This window comes from Gloeomargarita sp. SKYB120 (assembly GCA_025062155.1).
GTDB lineage: Bacteria > Cyanobacteriota > Cyanobacteriia > Gloeomargaritales > Gloeomargaritaceae > Gloeomargarita.
This window is the reverse complement of record JANXAM010000019.1, coordinates 16,331-33,126: the sequence shown is the minus strand read 5'-3', so window position 1 is coordinate 33,126 and position 16,796 is coordinate 16,331. Positions and strand designations below refer to the sequence as shown.

General features: G+C 58.4%; 13 protein-coding genes. 7 read left to right on the top strand and 6 right to left on the bottom strand.

What is annotated here, in order from left to right; all coding sequences use genetic code 11:
- Positions 1–96: 96 nt before the first annotated feature.
- Together NZ705_08060 and NZ705_08055 are read right to left on the bottom strand one after the other, a co-directional pair.
- Entirely contained in the window at positions 97–1,386 is a 1,290-nt protein-coding gene (locus tag NZ705_08060; GenBank protein ID MCS7292910.1) for an insulinase family protein, read from the bottom strand.
- Positions 1,387–1,443: 57 nt separating this feature from the next.
- Positions 1,444–2,508 (bottom strand): glycosyltransferase family 4 protein, encoded by a 1,065-nt coding sequence (locus NZ705_08055; GenBank protein ID MCS7292909.1) that lies wholly within the window; start codon positions 2,506–2,508, stop codon positions 1,444–1,446.
- Positions 2,509–2,584: 76 nt separating this feature from the next.
- Between NZ705_08055 and NZ705_08050 the strand changes: the two genes are divergently transcribed.
- Positions 2,585–4,426, top strand: a complete 1,842-nt coding sequence (locus tag NZ705_08050; GenBank protein MCS7292908.1) for a hypothetical protein — start codon at positions 2,585–2,587, stop codon at positions 4,424–4,426.
- A gap of 8 nt (positions 4,427–4,434) precedes the next feature.
- A complete protein-coding gene (locus NZ705_08045; protein MCS7292907.1) occupies positions 4,435–5,097 on the top strand; it encodes a hypothetical protein in 663 nt (220 codons plus the stop codon).
- On the opposite strand, the gene alr is transcribed toward NZ705_08045, so the two are convergent.
- From alr to NZ705_08030, 3 genes are read right to left on the bottom strand one after another with little or no spacing between them, the layout of a single operon-like run.
- The gene (gene alr, locus NZ705_08040; protein MCS7292906.1) at positions 5,009–6,190 is read right to left on the bottom strand and encodes an alanine racemase; all 1,182 of its coding nucleotides are present in this window, start codon (positions 6,188–6,190) and stop codon (positions 5,009–5,011) included. The genes NZ705_08045 and alr overlap by 89 nt on opposite strands.
- Before the next feature lie 29 nt (positions 6,191–6,219).
- On the bottom strand, positions 6,220–7,356 hold the full coding sequence (gene cofH / locus NZ705_08035; protein ID MCS7292905.1) for a 7,8-didemethyl-8-hydroxy-5-deazariboflavin synthase subunit CofH: 1,137 nt from the start codon (positions 7,354–7,356) through the stop codon (positions 6,220–6,222).
- Positions 7,338–9,302 carry a serine/threonine protein kinase gene (locus NZ705_08030; protein MCS7292904.1) on the bottom strand — a complete coding sequence of 655 codons (1,965 nt, stop codon included), beginning with the start codon at positions 9,300–9,302 and terminating at the stop codon, positions 7,338–7,340. Before NZ705_08030 ends, cofH begins: the two co-directional genes overlap by 19 nt.
- A 136-nt stretch (positions 9,303–9,438) precedes the next feature.
- Between NZ705_08030 and NZ705_08025 the strand changes: the two genes are divergently transcribed.
- From NZ705_08025 to trpD, 3 genes are read left to right on the top strand one after another with little or no spacing between them, the layout of a single operon-like run.
- Positions 9,439–11,451: an ABC transporter ATP-binding protein/permease gene (locus NZ705_08025; protein ID MCS7292903.1), complete on the top strand. Its 2,013-nt coding sequence runs from the start codon at positions 9,439–9,441 to the stop codon at positions 11,449–11,451.
- A 3-nt stretch (positions 11,452–11,454) separates the two neighbouring features.
- Complete coding sequence (gene hisA / locus NZ705_08020) at positions 11,455–12,225, top strand: 1-(5-phosphoribosyl)-5-[(5-phosphoribosylamino)methylideneamino]imidazole-4-carboxamide isomerase (GenBank protein ID MCS7292902.1); 771 nt, start codon at positions 11,455–11,457, stop codon at positions 12,223–12,225.
- Positions 12,218–13,249, top strand: a complete 1,032-nt coding sequence (trpD, locus tag NZ705_08015; protein ID MCS7292901.1) for an anthranilate phosphoribosyltransferase — start codon at positions 12,218–12,220, stop codon at positions 13,247–13,249. The genes hisA and trpD overlap by 8 nt, the downstream gene beginning before the upstream one ends.
- A 37-nt stretch (positions 13,250–13,286) precedes the next feature.
- Here the strand turns inward: trpD and psaC are convergent, their stop codons facing one another.
- On the bottom strand, positions 13,287–13,532 hold the full coding sequence (psaC, locus tag NZ705_08010) for a photosystem I iron-sulfur center protein PsaC (GenBank protein MCS7292900.1): 246 nt from the start codon (positions 13,530–13,532) through the stop codon (positions 13,287–13,289).
- Between the two features lie 129 nt (positions 13,533–13,661).
- On the opposite strand from psaC, the gene NZ705_08005 reads away from it, so the two are divergent.
- Both NZ705_08005 and NZ705_08000 read left to right on the top strand, forming a co-directional pair.
- Positions 13,662–14,381 (top strand): superoxide dismutase, encoded by a 720-nt coding sequence (locus NZ705_08005; protein MCS7292899.1) that lies wholly within the window; start codon positions 13,662–13,664, stop codon positions 14,379–14,381.
- A gap of 948 nt (positions 14,382–15,329) precedes the next feature.
- Positions 15,330–15,983, top strand: a complete 654-nt coding sequence (locus tag NZ705_08000) for a phosphoribosylanthranilate isomerase (GenBank protein ID MCS7292898.1) — start codon at positions 15,330–15,332, stop codon at positions 15,981–15,983.
- Positions 15,984–16,796 lie beyond the last annotated feature (813 nt).

The following is a 16,796-nucleotide window of genomic DNA, read 5'->3' as shown; positions in this document are numbered from 1 at the left end:
TTTCTCATCCAAACAATGGCACGAATTTCCCTAAGAGAATCGCGCATCCCTTCTCTTTTAAGCTAACACCTGCCAAGGTGGGGTGCAAGCCAACCATTAAGCACGGGGACGCATCACCACCCGGCTCATGCGCTCCGGCACCAGATAGGTTTGGGCCACCTGTTGCAGGACACTCGCCTGGAGACTGGCCACCGTACCCGGATACCCTAGCCCTAGGCTGATATCCCCCAGCACCGTCTGGTAATACCCGTACAGACCCGCCCGTTCGGCTGGCGTTTCATTGGCAAAAATGAACCGGCTTGTCACCCGCCGCCGCAACAGCGCCAATTCCTCGGGACAAATCAGTTCCGTCGCCAAGCGGGCGAGATGTTCCCGAATCACCTCAGTGACGGCGGGTATATGCTGCACCGGCGCCTGCACCCCAATCCAGAACAAGCCCTGATGCACAAAGCTCATATTCTGCACTGTAATCCCGGTCACCCAGCCCCGCTCATAGCGCAACTCCCACACCAGGCGCGATGTCCGCCCCTGACCCAACACCATCGCCAGCGCATCCAAGGCACACACCGTTTGGAAATCCCGCAACCCCGGCACCGGCCACGACAACACCAGCCGCGCCTGCTCCACGTCATCGACCATTTCCTCGTCATGCACCAGCGGGCAAACGGGCGTGGGAAACACGCACTGGGGCGCCGGGTCGTGGGTGCGCCAGGGGGTCAAACAGGGCACCACCACTTCTAGTAAGTTCTCAACCGCCAAATCCCCCACCACCACCGCCGTGAGCCGTTCCGGGCTGTACCACTGCTGATGAAACCGGCGCATGGCTTCTGGGGTTAATTGGGCCACCACCTCCGCTGGACCCAGCACGGGCCGAGCATAGGGCAAACCGGCAAACCCCAAGGACAACACTCGCTGCATCAACCGCCGTTGGGGCATATCCTGGGCGCGGCGAATTTCCTCCAGCACCACCTGGCGTTCCCGGTCGAATTCCTCGGCAGCCAACCCAGGGCGCAAGACCAAATCCACTAGCAGGGGCGCAACGTCGGGAAAATCTTGGGGTGCCGTTGTCACAAAAAAGTGGGTGTACTCTTGACTCGTAGCGGCGTTGGTCATCCCTCCGACCCGCTCCACCCGCTGCTCAAAGTGCCCTAGGGGAATCCGGTCATTGCCCTTAAACACCATGTGTTCCAAAAAGTGGGCCATGCCATTCTGGTCGTCGGTCTCGTGCTGCGACCCGCAACCAACCCATAGGGAAAAATTCACCGTTGCTCCTGGTAAGCGCTGGGCAATGACTGTGACACCGTTGGGCAAAACCTGAATCGTGGGGGGCTGGGTTAAGGCAAGGGACTCGTCGGACTGCAGCAGGAAACCAGCGGGCGCAAACATGCCAACCCTCACGTATTACCTTAACCATGATAACCTGTGGCTGGGGTGCAGGACAGGTTATTGACTTGTAGACAAGTTTTGGTGCAACCATTGTTCCAATCGCTGGCCAAACGCGGTGAGGGAAAATTCCTGTTCCGCCTGTTGCCGACACCGTCGCCGGTCAATGTGCCGCACCTGTTCTACCGCCATCGCCAAACCAGCGACATCCCCCGGCGTCACCAGCCAACCCGTTTCCCCGTGGCGCACGAGTTCCGCTGGCCCGCCACTGGCGTAGGCAATCACCGGCACGCCGCAGGCCAGGGCTTCCATCACCACATTGCCAAAGGCTTCCACCCAGTGGGGCGTGACCAGCAACGCCAGGCAGGTGCGCAACTGGGCTTGCATCTCGGTCGTTGGGAGAAACCCCTGGTAGTAATCCAGCGCTTCGGGAAACTGCTGACATACCTGGTGCCAGTAGCTCCTATCCGCGATAGCGCCCATGATCCGCAGGGGATAGCCCGTTTGCCGCGCCACCGTTAAGGCATCGGTCAACCCCTTTTCCGGCGCAATTCGTCCGACCCAGGCCAGCACCGGTTCCGGCTGTTCGCAAAAGGTGTAGGCGTTCAGGTCCAGGCCGTTGCCCACAACCGTCACCTGCTGCGCAATCGCTTCCCCAAACGTGGCCGCCTGGGCACGGGTGTGCATGGCGATACAGTGGGGGTGAGTTGCCAGCAATTCCGCCAGTATCGTGTCAATGGCCGCCAGCAGCGACCCCATGCTCACCAAATGCACCACTGGCCGGTCAAAAAACGGCGTCAGGTACAGGGGCAACCAGTCGTAGGCCAGGTTGATGGCAATGTCGCAGGGGTGGCGACGGGCTTCCCACCACATCCGCCCCAGCACATTTCCCGCTGGCATGGTGATGGCCGCCTCCCGCTGCTGGTTTTGGGCAAAGGGTTGGCACACCCCCGGCACTTCCACCAAGGGCACGCCCGGCAATACCGAACCGGCAGGCGCAATGACTTGAATCGCATGTCCCCGCTGCTGCAAAGCCGTTGCCAGATTGCGCAGCGTTAATTCGACGCCGCCGCCTAGACCCGAACCTAACGGCCCCACCGGCGTGGACACACAGAGAATGCGCATAGCTAGCGCAAAGGGACAATCGCGCGATGTTACTGCCAGAATTAATGTAGAGTAAGTGCAGTTTCGCAATGACTGGATGCCCACACCCGACTCGGAATTGATGACGCCCGAAACTGAACCGGTGCCCGTTGAACCGGCGAGTTCCTGGCTGGACCGCTGGCCGCTCTTGGTGGTGGGAACTGCGCTGGTGTCGGGATTGGTCGGGTTTGGGGCGGTGGTGCTGATGTTGCGTATCCCCAGTTTCCCCAAGTGCAACCGGTTGTTTTTACCGACCGCTTCGGTTGCGAGTCGTTTGTACTGCGCTCAGGAAGCCGCTAGGAGTAAGGATGTCGCCGGGCTAGAACGGGCTATTGCCTTGCTGGCGGATTTGCCGCCCAACCACCCCCAGCGAGCTGAAATTGACCGGTTTCTCAATACCTGGGCGATGGATTTGCTGGCGCTGGCGAACGAACAAGCCCAAGCCGGCAACCTGGAAGCCGCCCTAGAAATCACTCAAAAAATTCCCCCCGGCACTGCAGCGGCCCAACTGGCCCAAGAAGAATTACGCAAATGGCAAATGGGCTGGACGGAAGTGACCCGCATCTACGAAGAAGCGGAAGCGGCTCTGCGCAAGGGGGATTGGCGCACGGCGATGGCGCAGGCCAGCCTATTGCCCACCATCAACGAATCCTACGCCCAGACGGAGCGCTACCAGGCCCTGATTGGCAAAATTCTCCGCACCCGTCAAGAAGCCACCTTGCTGGAGCAGGCGGAACAGTTGGCTCAACGGGGACAGGTGGCCTCGCTGCTGGAAGCAATGGGCAAGACGAAGCAGATTCCCAAAGACAGTTATTTGTATGAACAGGCGCAGGCGAAATACCAACGCTGGGCGCGGGATATTTTGGACGTAGTGGCGGTGCGGCACCTGCGGGCGCGGGATTTGGCCGGTGCTTTAGCCGCAGCCCGGAGCGTCCCCGCCGATGCCAATCTCCAGGAAGAAGTCGCCGATTTTATCGTGCTGGCGGAAGCCGAAGCCCAAACCTGGAGCGATACCGTCGCCGGTTATCAAGCGGCAATTGCCAAAGCCAAAACCCTGGACGCCAGCCGCCCCTTGTACAACCAGGCGCAAATTCAGATTGAAACCTGGCAGCAGACGATTGTGGCGTTGAACCTGCTGAACCAGGCCCGCCAGATCGCTCAAGCTCGCACAGTGGCCGCCTGGAATCAGGCCATTGCGCTAGCTAGACAAATCCCCAGCAATAATCCCCTGTGGAACCGGGCGCAGGCAGACATCGCCGCCTGGACAAATCAAATCCAAATTGTGGAAGACAGTCCCATCCTGGCGCGGGCGGAAGGTTGGGCAGCCGCAGGAACCATTGCCGGTTTGAGCAGCGCCATTGCCGAAGCCCAGCAGATTCGTCCCCAGCGAGCTTTGTACGCGCGGGCGCAGGAACGGGTGCGGGAGTGGCGGGTGCGCCTGGAAACCCTGCAAGACCAGCCCTTGCTCGATGCAGCGCGACAAGCGGCAGACCGGGGCGATTGGCAGACAGCCATCAACGAAGCACGACGGATTACGGCGGGCCGTGCGCTGTACAGCCAGGCCCAGGCGCAAATCAAACAATGGCAGGGGCGCCTACAACTTCAGGATGCGGAAAAACAAGCGGCCCTCAATACACCGCAAGGCTGGCTGCGGGCGATTCAATTGGCGTTGCCGTTGCGCAATCAAGCGGACATTCGCCCCCAAGTGGAGCAATTGCTCAACCAGGCCAGCAGCAAGTTACTCGAGCAGGCGCGGCAGCAGGAGAGTCAAAACCCCGCCGAAGCCTTGAATTTAGCCCGCCAAATTCCCCCAGGCACCACCGCCCACGCCGCCGCTCAGGAATTGATCCGGAAATTGGCACCCCCAGCGCCCCAACCCAGTCCCAGCCCGACGCCTTAACTTTGGCTGTGTTCACCACGATTGTCTGTGCGCTATCGGGCGTGTTGTGGCAAGACCAACCCTTGCGGGAAACGGTCTTGCAGGAGTTGTTGCTCCGGGAAAATATCGCCCCTCGGCGTCGCCATCCCTGGTATCAGGGGGGGTCTGACCGAGACTTTCTCCGCCAGCTTTGGGACAGCTATGGGCGTTCTGTCAGCGACAGTTACTTAACCCAGTTGGTGCAACGATTTCACCAGCAGTACACCCAAGCCTTGACGCGCTTATCGGCCTTGCCCTGGCATCCCGACGCCCTGGCGTTTCTCCAGCAAGCCCAAGAACGGGGCTATCGCCTAGGATGCCAAACCGAATGCGCCGACATAGGCATCTTGGGGGACGCTGCTGGCTGGTTTCACTTTTATGTGGCCGACTATCGGGACCTGGCTGACCCAGAACACACCCTGGTCGTCGAGAGCACCCGCAACGGCCTTCTCCAGGCCAGAGCCAGCGGCGCCTGGGTTTTAGGCGTGGCTCGCCAAATGCCCTACCACTGGGTGCAACGGTATAGTCACTGGGCCATTGATACCCTGGCTGACTGGGACTGGGCTAGGATACCTCCTGCACCAAGGGCGCCGGCAGTTTCCCCAGCACCCGCGGCAACCGATGCCGAAACCCGCACAGAACCTCCCAGGTGATGGTGTTCAAGGTTCTGGCCCAATCCTCAGCCGTAATCCACTGGTCGCCATCGGCACCGATGAGCGTCACCACCTGGCCCACCTGGGCGTGCGGCACCTCCGTCACATCCAGCATCAGTTGGTCCATGGTAATCATCCCCACCTGGCGCACCCGTCGCCCAGCAATCAAGGCGGTCAATTGCTGGGACAAGGCGCGGGGCACTCCGTCGGCATAGCCAATCGCCACCGTCGCCAGGCGCATCGGTCGGTCGGCAATAAACCGTTGCCCATAGCTCACGCCGGTCCCCGGCGCAATGTCCTTGATTTGGGTAATCCGCGCCCGCACCTGCAACACCGGCTGCAATGGCAAGATGCCCGCCAAATGGGGCGCCGGCGCATAGCCGTACAGAGCTAACCCCACCCGCACCATATCATAATGCAGTTGTCTGTCGAGCAACATCCCGGCGGAATTGGCCAGATGCAATTTCGGCAAGGGCAATCCCCAGCGCCGCACCTGTTGAATCACGTGCTCAAAACGTTGCTGTTGCGTGTAAACAAACTGGGGGTCGGGGTCGTCCGCCGTTGCCAGGTGGGAGTAGAGACTGGCCAGCCGCAACCCCGGCGTTTGGTAAACTAGGCGCACCCAATCCGCCGCCTGTGACCAGGGAATCCCCAGACGCGACATGCCCGTATCCACATCCAGATGCACTGGCAGGGTTTGACCAAGGGACTGGGCCGCTTGGGCAAACAAAAACACCTGTTCCCCCATCGCCAAGGTAGGTTCCACCCGCCAGTACAGCAGGGCAGCCACTTCAGCAGCAGTGTTGACCCCGCTCAGCAACAAAATCGGCGCCTCAATCCCCGCCCGGCGGAGTTGGATGGCTTCTCCCAGGGTAGCCACGCCTAACCAGGTGGCTCCATGCGCCAGCACCACTTCCGCGACGGTGACCGCCCCATGACCATAGGCATCAGCTTTGATAACGGCAAGCAATTCCGTTTGGGCACCCAAGTACCGGCGAATGGCTTGTGTGTTCGCAGCCAGGGCTTGCGCGTCAATCTCGACCCAGGCACGGGCTTGCGGGTCAGGGTCACACGGCCCGGACACCCTTTCCATAGGAATGACATTCCTCACACCCCTCAGCGTCACCCTATCAGATTTGCCGGTTGCTGACAAGGCTGGTACAGGGTGGTGCGTTGCCAGTAGGGACGGCCAATGCGGGTGATGGCAGCTTGCAATTCCGCCACTGTCTTGGCGGTGCCGCCTTTGGCCCCCGCCATCGTAGTAATGTGTTCCTCCATCAACGTCCCACCGATGTCATCGCACCCCCACTGCAACGCCTGCACCGCCCCATCGAGACCCAACTTCACCCAACTGGGCTGATGGTGTTGCACCCACCGCCCGAGAAATAATCGCGCCACTGCCGTGAGTTTCAAGGTTGCCTGTAAATCCGGTTGGTCGCGTCCCACCCGCCGTCGCAGCGGAGCCGGCGCCTGCGCCCCCACAAACGGCAATAAGATAAATTCCGTGAATCCTCCGGTCTCTTGCTGCAGCGCCCGCAAGCGCTCCAGATGGGCCACCTGCTGAGCTGGCGTTTCGATATGCCCGCAGAGCATGGTACTGGTGGTGGGAATTCCCATACGGTGTGCTTCCCGTACGATCCCCAGCCAGGTCTCGGTGTCAATTTTTTCGGGGCAAATGACCCGCCGCACCTCATCCACCAGGATTTCCGCCGCCGTCCCTGGCATCGAATCCAGACCGGCATCCTGGAGCGCCCGCAGGACATAGGCAATACTCACCCCGTCCTGGCGACTGATGAATTGAATTTCCTGGGGGGAAAAGGCGTGGAGATGCACCTGGGGCGCCGTGGTTTTGATGAGCGCTACGAGATGTTGGTAATAGCCCAGGGTGGTTCCGTGCCGGCGCGCTTGGGGATTTAACCCGCCCTGCATGCAGATTTCGGTCGCCCCCTGTTGCACCGCCGCTTGCACTTTGGCGATGATTTGCTCTGGGGTGAGCCAGTAGCTTCCCGGTTGGCCCGCATCCCGGCGAAAGGCGCAGAACCCGCAGTGTTGTTCGCAAATATTGGTGAAGTTGATGTTGCGGTTGACCACGTAGCTCACGGGGTCTCCCACCAACGTCCGGCGCAAGTGATCCGCGGCTTGCTGTAACGCCTGCACCGGATAATCCGCAGTCAAGAGTGCATAGGCGTCGGCAGGGCTGATTGCTTCCCCCTGGCTGGCCCGTGCCAAAATCCGGCTGATCATAACGGTTGTCGCCAAATGCGCACCGAGTTATCCCGGCTCCCCGACACGAGCAATTGGCCGTCTGGGGTAAACGCCAGGCTCGTGATGGGTTTGCTATGACCCTTAAGCGTATCCCGCTGCTGGCGCAACACCATATCCCAGGTGGTAATCAAACCATCGCGGTTGCCGCTGACCAGGATATTGCCTCGAGGCGAAAACGTTAGGGCGGTCACGGCGCTTTTTTGCTCTGGGAAGCAAAAGACCTGTTCACCCCGATTGAAATCCCACAGGTGCAACAGCCGGTTTTCGTTGCCGGTGGCCAACCACTGATTATCCGCGCTCAGGGCGACGGCGTTAAACCCGTTATCCCCAAAGCGAAACGGCTCGCTCAGGGTGCGCAGGCAACGGCCACTCACCGGTTCCCAGATCACCACCGCATTATCCCAACCGCCGCTGACCAGGAAAAACCCATCGGCTGTAAATTGCAACGTGCGAACATGGCTGCTGTGGCCGGTTAAGGTCGCCAGACATTTACCGCTGCTCAGTTCCCACACCCGGATGGTTTTGTCCTCGCTGCCGCTGGCAACAAGCCGCCCATCGGGACTGACGGCTACCGCGCAAATCGGGCTGCTGTGCTTGGCAAAGAGTCCCCCTAGCGTTTGGACGATTTTCCCCTTATTCACCTCCCACACCCGCAGCGTCCGGTCTTCACCTCCCCCGACCAAGTAGCGGGCATCGGGGGTAAATTGCACCGCCAGCAGGGGGGCTGTGTAGGTATAGGACCATAGGGGCGTGGGTGTGACGGTCCCTTGGTTCCAGCCGCTCAACTGCCACACCCGCAGGATACCGTCCTTACCAGCGGCAGCCATCACGATACCGAGTCCCACGCTCTGCACCGCGCTGACCGAAGTCACCCAGTTGCTGTAGGGGCCAAGAGTGCAGACACATTCCCAGGTGGGCGCTGTCGGGATTTCCGCCGGGCGGGTCCCCTTGTCTGGACGCTGGGGCAAGGGCAAGGTGATTTTCTTAGGAGCCGGCGCCGAATTGGGCGGGGGCGTCGCCCCTTTAGGAGCCACCAAGGTGGGTGTGGTGGAACGGGGGGCAAGTAATTCTAAGTCCCGTCGCACTTCCGTCGCCGATTGGTAACGCTTGCGGGTCGCTCGCTCTAGCAGCCGGTTGAGAATCCGCGCTAGTCCTTCACTCACGGGCTGGGCCACATAATTTTGCCACACCCAGCCATCGTGGGCCATGTCGTAAAGCTCTAGGGGTGAGCGCCCGGTCATCAAGTGCACACAGGTCACCCCCAAGCTGTACAGGTCGCTGACAAATTCCGCCTTGCCCACCATTTGCTCCGGGGCGGTAAATCCAGCGCTGCTGATGATTGTGCGCAGGCTGGTCATGGAGCTGGTGGGAGCAAACTTCGCCGCGCCAAAATCTACCAGGTAGAGCTTGCCGGTGGCCGAGCTGCGGATCAGGTTTTCCGGTTTGATATCGCGGTGAATCACCTGGCGGTCGTGGATGAACTCCAGCACCGGAATTACATCTTGCAGGAGTTGCAATGCCTTCGCTTCGCTGAAGGGGCCGTAGATTTGCAATTCCTGGGCCAAGTTCAGCCCGTCAATATATTCCTGGACGATGTACTGGCGCTGGTCTTGTTCAAAGTAAGCGTAGAGCTTGGGGATTTGCTCGTGATGCCCGAGTTCATCCAAACGCACCGCCTCGCGCTGGAACAACTCCGAAGCCTTGGCGTAGGCTTGGGCGTCCATCGCCATCGGCAAAAACTGCTTGATGACACAGCGAGGCTTCGAGGGTTTGTCTTCGTCTATCGCCAGGAAGGTGCGCCCAAATCCCCCCTGGCCCAGGGGTCGCAGCGCGCGGTAACGACCTTGCAGTAGCAGTGAACTCCCACAAGCTTCACAAACAAGGGCATCCGGCGGGTTGTGGCTAGGGCGAGGACAGTCGGGGTTCAAACAGTAACTCATGGAGACGGGGATGCCCAACCGCTATTGCGTTTATTTTACTCAAGCAGGCGGTGTTCGGGATGTCAGTGACGTTCTTCTTTGCAATTGGCGGTTTACGCTATACTCATCGGGGTTAGCGTTGAGGGGAAACGCCATTGTGACCAACCGGGTACCTGCGCCAATGGAAACGTTTAATTTTGACCGCCGGCTATGGCGACGCTTTATCAAAATTGCCCAGCCCTATTTCTATCCCCTCGAGCCACGACTCAGTTTCTGGGCGTTTGCTGGCTTGCTGGGGGTGCTGCTGGTAACGGTAGTGTGCGTGGCATTTTTTGTGGTCGTAGGAGCGACGTTGGCCGGACAAGCCCTCGCGCCAGAAATGGTGAATAAATATGCCGGGGGTCTGGTTAAACAGGTGCAAAAACTGGTGGCCTCGCCGGCGTTGGCTTGGGCGATCGGGGGATTGGTCTTCAGCGGGGTGTGTTTTGGGTTGGCGCACCGGGCGGTATTGCCCCGCTGGCGACAGTGGTTGTTGCTGGGGTTACTGCTGTTTTTGTCCTTTGCCGTCAACGGGGCCAATGTGTCCCTGAGTTACATCTTTCGCTTTATTGATACGGCCTTGGGGGCGAAAGACCAACCGACATTTTGGTTGAATTTGACGCTCTACGGGGTGTTGATTATTGCAGCCATTCCTATTCTGGTGGGGTATCGGTACATCCGGTTGAAGTTGGGACTCTTCTGGCGGGAATGGCTGACGCACCATTTTCTCCAGGAATACTTGAGCCACCGGTCTTATTACGAGTTGGATTCCAATTCCTCCCACACCGAAATTGACAACCCTGACCAGCGCATTTCCGAAGATATTCGTTCCTTTACCTCGGTCACGTTGTCATTTTTGTTAGACATATTGGATACGGTGTTAACGCTGCTGTCGTTTACGGCCATTCTCTATAGCATTTCCAAACCCTTGACCTGGGGGTTGATTGTCTATGCCACCGTGGGGACGGTCATTGCGGTGCTGGCCGGGCGGCGGTTAATTAAAATTAACTACGACCAATTGCGGTACGAGGCGGACTTTCGCTATGGGCTGGTGCATGTGCGGGACAATGCCGAATCCATTGCCTTTTACCGGGGCGAACCCCAGGAGTTGCAACAGGTCACCCGCCGTTTTGCCCAAGTGGTGCGCAACTTTGATCTGTTAATTCTCTGGCAGGCGCTGATTGATTTGTTCCAGTACGGCTATAACTATTTCACGCGGCTGGTGCCCTATATCATCGTCGCTCCGTTGTACTTTGCCGGCAAGACGGACTTGGGGACGATCACCCAGGCCTATGTAGCCTTTATGCAGGTGCTGGGGGCGTTGTCCCTAGTGACCAACCAGATTCAACAGATTTCCAGTTTTGCCGCCGGTGTCAATCGTTTGGGTGCGTTTGAAGAAGTGTTAACCCAGCATCAAATGCATTGGGGGAAACCCAGTCCCAACGGTCGCATTCAAACTGAAGAAGCTAACCAATTGCGCATTCACAAAATGACGCTGTTGACTCCCAATTCAGAACAGGAGCTGGTGCGGGATTTGACAGTGCATCTAGCGCCCGATGAGCGGTTGCTGATTGTGGGGGCCAGCGGCGTGGGCAAAAGCTCGATTCTGCGGGCGGTGGCGGGTCTGTGGACCAATGGCAGCGGCGTGATTGTGCGTCCGGCAATTGACGAGATGTTGTTTTTGCCCCAGCGGCCCTACATGGTGTTGGGCACGTTGCGCGAGCAATTGCTCTACCCCAAAAACGACGAGCGCCTCACCGATGCCCAATTGCAGCGGGTCCTGGAGCAGGTGAATTTGGGGTACTTGACGGCGCGGTTTAACTGGGATGAGATTTTGGATTGGCCGACGGTTTTATCCCTGGGTGAGCAGCAGCGACTGGCGTTTGCCCGCTTGTTGCTCTATCGCCCGCGCTATGCGATTTTGGATGAAGCCACCAGCGCGCTGGATGTGGCAAACGAACGGCATTTGTATCAGCAATTGCAGGCGACCCAGGTGGTGTATTTGAGCGTGGGCCATCGCCCAACCCTGGTGGATTATCACCAGAAGGTGCTGGAACTCCTGGGCGAAGGCCGCTGGCAGATGTGGAGCGCTGACGACTATCGGGCAAAATTGATGCAGAGGGTGGGCTAAACGATGGACGTCATCCCAGCGATTGACCTGTGGCAAGGGCAGTGTGTGCGGTTGACCCAGGGGGATTTTGCCCGCTCGGAGGTGTTTAGCACCAACCCCGTGCAAATGGCCCAGGCGTGGGTGCGACACGGGGCGACGCGCTTGCATGTGGTGGACTTGGCGGGCGCGAAGACGGGGACACCCCAGCATCTCGACGTGATTCGTGACATCGTACGGGCGGTGGACATTCCAGTGCAGGTGGGGGGTGGGATTCGCCAGACGGAAACCATTGCCCAACTGCTGGCGCTGGGGGTGGACCGGGTGATTGTGGGGACGGTGGCGGTGCAGCAGCCGGAGCAGGTCGAGCGCTGGTGTGCCCAGTTCCCAGGGCGGATTTGGGTGAGTCTCGACGCGCGCCAGGGCCAGGTGGCAGTCGCCGGGTGGCAGGAGACAACAGCAACGGATGTGCAAACGCTGGCGCAGGCGTTGGCGCAACGGGGGGTGGCCGGCTTCATTTACACCGACATTGAGCGGGATGGCACGCTAGCCGGGCCGGATATAGACGGGTTGCGGGCGCTGTTGAGTGCTGTCAGTGTGCCGGTGTTGGCGTCGGGGGGCGTGGGTTCGATGACGGATTTACTGTCGCTGCTGGCTTTGGAACCGCTGGGGTTGGCTGGGGTCATTATCGGCAAGGCCCTGTACACGGGGGACGTGGACTTGAAACAGGCGTTGCGGGCGGTGGGGCCGGGTCGCTGGCAGGATGTTCCCTTTGACGAGGGACCCATCTATGCCTGAAGTCGGGCCGCCCCTGTTGCAGCAACTGTTGAACCGGGAACCCCTGACGGCAGCACAGGCGGAAGCCCTGATGCAGGCTTGGTTACAGGAAGACATGCCACCGGCCTTGGCGGCGGGGATTCTCGTGGCGTTGCAGGCCAAAGGGGTCACGGCAACGGAACTGGCGGCCATGGCCCAGGTGGTGCAACGGCAGGCGGTTGTCCCTGTCACCCAAGACTGGCCACCTTGCTTAGACACCTGCGGGACGGGGGGCGACGGGGCCGGCACCTTCAACATCTCGACAGCGGTGGCGTTTGTCGCAGCCGCAGCGGGGGTGCCGGTGGCCAAGCATGGGAACCGGTCAGCTTCCAGTCGCGTGGGGTCCGCTGATGTCCTGGAAGCGCTGGGGCTACCCTTGAACTGGCCAATCGAACAGGCAGTGGCGGCGCTGCGGGACGTGGGGATTACGTTTCTGTTTGCGCCTGGTTGCCATCCGGCCATGAAAGCCGTCGCGCCCCTGCGTCAGGCGCTCAAAATTCGCACGGTCTTTAACTTGATTGGCCCGCTAGTGAATCCCTTGCGCCCGCAGTACCAGGTGTTGGGCGTGTATCAACCGGAACTGTTGCCTGTAATGGCGCAAGCGCTGCACCAGTTGGGACGGCGACGGGCAGTGGTGCTCCATAGTCGGGAAGGGCTAGACGAAGCGGGTTTGGGCGCGCCCACCGATTACTACCACTGGACCGACGATGCACCCCTGCAAACCGATGTGCTCGACCCCCAGGCGTATGGATTAACCCCGGCGCCAGTGACCGCTTTAGCGGGGGGCCATGTCCAGGAAAACGCCGAGATTTTGCGGCAGGTTTTGCAAGGCAAGGGCACGCCAGCGCAACGAGATGTGGTGGTGCTCAACAGCGCTTTAGCCTTGTGGGTCGCTCAGCGAGTGGAAAATATAACCGCCGGTATCACGCTCGCCCGCGATGTACTCCAAAGCGGCGCACCGTGGGAGAAACTGCAAGCACTGGTACGCTTTGGGGCTGCACGCTAAACCGGCAGGAGAAAGGATTTTTCTTAAATAATCGTTGCTAATAAGCCAAGCCCATGCTGCGGGTGGTTTCAGCGCCAAGATAAACGCGAATGCTCAAAAAGTCGGTGGGGCAGGCGGTTTCGCAACGTTTGCAGCCCACGCAATCTTCGGTACGGGGCGCTGACGCAATTTGTCCAGCTTTGCACCCATCCCAGGGCACCATTTCCAACACGTCACAGGGGCACGCCCGCACACACTGGGTGCAACCGATGCAGGTGTCGTAGATTTTGACGGTATGGGACATAAGCGCGTTGCTCCGCAATCAGGTGTGTCGCACCCCAGTTTACCGTAGCCGGTGGGACCAGCTGGATATTCCGTCAGGAATCTTCAAGGAATTTAACGTACAATGGGGGGTGGCGAGTCAGGCACTAGCATGGTCCATCGGCGGCAAGTGTTGGTTGGGGGCTTGGCGTTACTGGGCTTGGGAGTCAAACCGGCTTGGGCGGATGTGCAGCGCATAGAACTCACGGCGGGGTTTACCGTTCCCCCGTTGCCCTATCCCTACGATGCGCTGGAACCTGTCATTGACGAACGCACCATGCGGTTTCACCACGACAAGCACCATACCGCCTACGTGAACGCCCTAAACGCTGCGATTGCCAAGCACCCGGAACTCATCGGCCAGAGCGTCGAACAACTGCTCCAAAACCTGGACGGGATTCCTGCGGACATTCGGACGGCCGTGCGCAATCACGGGGGCGGTCATTACAACCACAGCTTGTTCTGGGAAAGCATGCGGGCGCCCCGGCCCAACAATCAACCCACCAGTACCCTGGCGACGGTTTTGCAACAAAAATTTGGCGATTTTGCCAACTTTCAAGAGGCGTTTGAGCGAGCAGGATTGGGTGTGTTTGGCAGTGGTTGGGTGTGGCTGGTGGGACAACCTGACGGGCAAATAGGCATCATGACCACGCCCAATCAAGACAGCCCGATTAGCGTGGGTGCGACGCCGCTGCTAGGCAATGATGTCTGGGAACACGCCTACTACCTGAAGTACCAAAACCGGCGGGGCGACTATCTCAAAGCCTGGTGGCAGGTGGTGAACTGGCCGGTGGTAGAACGACGCTATGCCGCCTGGGTGCAAACAGTTTAACGCTGTTGAGCTTGCCGCGCCTGGTCAACGGTTTCTTTGGTGAAGCTAATGTGGGGTTGGCTGGCTGAATAGACCACCTGAATCCTATCGCCCACCTGGTACTTGTCGTACGCTGAACGGAAAAGGTCAGACCCGTTGCGCCGTACTCGGCCCGTTGGGTTTTGATAACTGGCGGCGGCGTTGGCTTTTGTAAACAACAATCACTGCCTCTGTTTCTACGCCATCAGACAGCACTTGCCTAGATATGTATAGCCAAGCCGACAAAGGTTGACATATGTAGCTATGTCATCCCTTCGGTCACAGGGCGTAGCCCCACCTTTGGTTTTGCTCTCAATAGCTACCAAGGCCTCCCTGCATAGAATCGCTACGATACTTGCTCGACCAACGCTTCCTAACTTAGTCCTACTGTACAAGGCTGTCAAGACGATTGGAACCAAAACCCCAAAACTTGACATAAGCTTAGCGATAGAGTCGGGAGGCAGTGTTGGATACAGGTGGCGGAAGATACAGGGTTCGATTGGTAACTGATTCGAATCCGATTGAGCAGGGATGGTCCTAGTTGAGGCAGTGGGTCCGTCAAACGTGGAGTGTAACCAAACACAAACTACGTTTTCTCATATAGCTAAGTTGCTTTAGTTTGTCAGAGAGAGGAGAGAAAACCCAAAGGCCAGGCCGTGCGCTGGGACTCAAGCGCTGACAACCATAGATGGCTTGGCTATAGTTGCCAATGATGGCCCCAATGATGAGAAGCGGAGCCAGAAAGAACAAGATGACAAGAAATTCCATAACCTTTCTCCGGTCTATCCCTGATCCCAGGAAAAAACCACATGGGGCCAAGCCTTTTATGTTTGTCACTTTGCGGATTGCTGGGTACCGCCCTGTCCTTGGTTTTTCATCTCCGTTATTGACCTTACCGTGGTCACCCCGCCTAAAGCTTAAAATCTTACTATGGAAATCAAAATCTGCGGGCTTACACAGATTTCCCAGGCCGTTGCCATTGCCCAGATGGGGGTAACTGCGATTGGCGTTATTTGCGTCCCCAGGTCGCCCCGCTATGTCCCGCCTGAGCAACAACGGGCCATCAATCAAGCGCTGGCTAATTATCCCGTGTGGCGCGTTGGCGTGTTTGCAAATGCGCCAGTTCCTCAGGTCATTGACGCGGTAGAAAGGGCCGGCTTTGATACGGTGCAGCTGCACGGCGATGAATCACCGGCGGATTGTCAATCTCTGCGGCAAGCCATGCCTCACCTGCGATTGATCAAGGCCATCCGCGTGCGCCATGCGGACAGTTTGACGCAAGCGACACGCTATCAACCTTGGGTGAACCGCCTGCTGCTGGATGCCTACCATCCTGAGCAACTTGGAGGCACGGGTCACACCTGGGATTGGAAATACCTGCGCTCGGAGGTTCTCCCGGCCATTCCCTGGTGGCTAGCGGGGGGCATAACGCCAGAAAATTGTGAGCAGGCGCTGGCACAAACCCAACCCTACGGCATTGACGTATCCAGCGGTGTGGAAATGCAACCCGGTTGGAAGGACGTGGAGCGAGTGCAACTGCTGGTGCAGCGGGTGCGTTCCCAGACGCTACGCTCGTCCACCTAGGGCTTGTACGAAATGTTCAGGAGTAGCCAATCTGGCCTGCAGGGTTGCCACTCCCTTGGACATCTCGCGCCATCAGGCACATTTAACCAAAACCCTGGAAAGTTCATTTGGGAACTGGGGGCGATACATCTGATTTTCTAACCGAAACCAGTGAAAGATTCGCTCTGGTTATTCCTTGACCCCGCACCGGTTTATCATGTAAATCGTAGGACCCACTGCTCGAGGCAATTTCTGCAATCAACTCCGGCGCTCCTTCGATGGAATCATCGTCACTAATACGGGATTGACCACCTTCCTGGTACCTCAAGAAAACATCTAGGGTAGTGCAAGTAATGATGCATTGTGGCGTTGGTCTAAGTTAACTTCATAAAGTGAGATTCGTACTCACAAGGTACATCGAAAAGTTTGATTCCTTCGCTGACTACTACCGATAGCCCAGGGGCTATTCTCAATAAGGCTCAATCAGTAGAACAAACATCTGACTTTGGTCCATTCTATCCACTACAAGAACAGGACTACCACATCCGGTTGGATTTCATTTTTAGCATCCAAACGAACCCTGCCGTCTTGCCCATCATGACATCTGGTGTGGCTAGACAGTAGGTTTTTACCCAGAAAATGAGATCGTCGTAGGGCTGAGCGTGGTGTTGAGTCTTGACCAGCGACGCCGCATAAACGACTCCCTCAATCAGTTCCGCCTTTTTGATGTGGGAGCACTGGGCATACTGACGCTCAAATGATTGCCGCTTTCTAAGGTCACGATGGCGGGTACCTTGGAAAAAAAATACAGCTAAGCCCCTTTAGTTTGTCAGG